This is a genomic window from Streptomyces lunalinharesii (assembly GCF_039532155.1).
Lineage (GTDB): Bacteria > Actinomycetota > Actinomycetes > Streptomycetales > Streptomycetaceae > Streptomyces > Streptomyces lunalinharesii.
The window spans coordinates 1-755 of record NZ_BAAARK010000122.1; the positions used below are offsets into that span (position 1 = coordinate 1).

1 protein-coding gene is annotated in these 755 nt (G+C 71.5%); it reads left to right on the forward strand.

Annotated elements, in window-relative coordinates:
• Positions 1–42: 42 nt before the first annotated feature.
• The coding region (locus ABD385_RS41230) for a HAMP domain-containing sensor histidine kinase (RefSeq protein ID WP_344585420.1) at positions 43–755 on the forward strand (713 nt) is incomplete at its 3' end.

A 755-nucleotide genomic window follows, 5' to 3' on the forward strand; every position in this document is an offset into this window, starting at 1 on the left:
GGCCGCGGGGTGCTGCGCGTGGGCCTGCGACCGTTGCGCGACATGGCGACGACCGCGACCGCGATCGCCGAGGGCAACGTGGACCAACGCATCGAAGTCGCCGACCGCCCCTCGGAGATCGGTGAGGTCGCCACCGCCCTCAACCGCGCGTTCGACGAACGACAGCACTCCGAGGAGAGGTTGCGCCAGTTCGTGGCCGACGCCTCGCACGAACTGCGCACGCCGCTGACCACGATCAGAGGCTGGGCCCAACTGCACCTGCACGGCCTGGCCCGGGACCCCGAAATGGTCGAGCGGGCGATGCTGCGCATCGAGGACGAGGCGGCCCGCATGCACGGCATGGTCGAGGAACTGCTGCTGCTCGCCCGGCTCGACCAGGGCCGCCCGCTGGCCGTCGCACCGGTCGACCTCGGCAGACTCGCCCAGGACGCCGTCGCCGACGCCCACGCCCTGGACCCCAGCAGACCGATCACCATCGGGGAACAGGGCCAGGCATGCGCGCACGGCGACGAGGACCGACTGCTCCAAGTGCTACGGAACCTGCTGGACAACGCACTGCGGTACACCCCACCCGGCACGCCGATCTCCGTAACGGTGCGCGCGCCGGACAGCGACCACGTCCAACTGGACGTCACCGACGAGGGGCCCGGCATGGCCCCCGACACCGCCAGCCGGATCTTCGAGCGCTTCTACCGCGGCGACACGTCCCGCACCCCCGGCACCGGCGGCACGGGACTCGGCCTGAGCATCGTCAA